This is a genomic window from Pseudomonas sp. 2(2015) (genome assembly GCF_000955865.1).
Lineage (GTDB): Bacteria > Pseudomonadota > Gammaproteobacteria > Pseudomonadales > Pseudomonadaceae > Aquipseudomonas.
In genome coordinates this window covers 1-466 of the sequence record NZ_JYOF01000062.1, presented here as the reverse complement: position 1 = coordinate 466, position 466 = coordinate 1, and the positions used below count along the sequence as shown (strand labels likewise).

At 58.6% G+C, this 466-nt stretch carries 1 protein-coding gene; it reads left to right on the top strand.

Annotated elements, in window-relative coordinates:
* Positions 1–153: 153 nt before the first annotated feature.
* The coding region (locus tag UB48_RS28490) for an HNH endonuclease signature motif containing protein (RefSeq protein WP_156160261.1) at positions 154–466 on the top strand (313 nt) is incomplete at its 3' end.

The window sequence follows — 466 nt, the reverse complement described above, 5'->3', positions numbered from 1 at the left end:
ACGAAGGCCGAGGAGGTAGACCACATCATCCCTCGCATGGGCATGAAGCTCTCGACGTGGAGCTGCCTGCACCACCTGAAGAACTTGAGAAGTCTTTGCCGAGCGTGCCATGTCGCACGCCGGCATTGGGATCAGCTAGGGGACTGAAGTCTAATGATGGATTTGCCGTTAAGTAAGCTTCCGCCTGAAGTCTTACCAAGGTTCTGGTCCAAGATAACCGTAACACCGCATTGCTGGGACTGGCAAGCGAAGTCCAGGATCGGTGACTATGGGGTCTTCACTGTCAGAGCCGGAGTTCAGAGGCTCGCACACCGCCTCTCCTACGAGATCCACTATGGCGAGGCCCCTCCGGGGCGCATGGTAGTGCGCCATCGCTGTGACAACCCGCTCTGCGTGAACCCCGACCATCTGGAGCTCGGGACGCATGCGGACAACATGCGGGACAAGGTCAGGCGAGGACGTACTG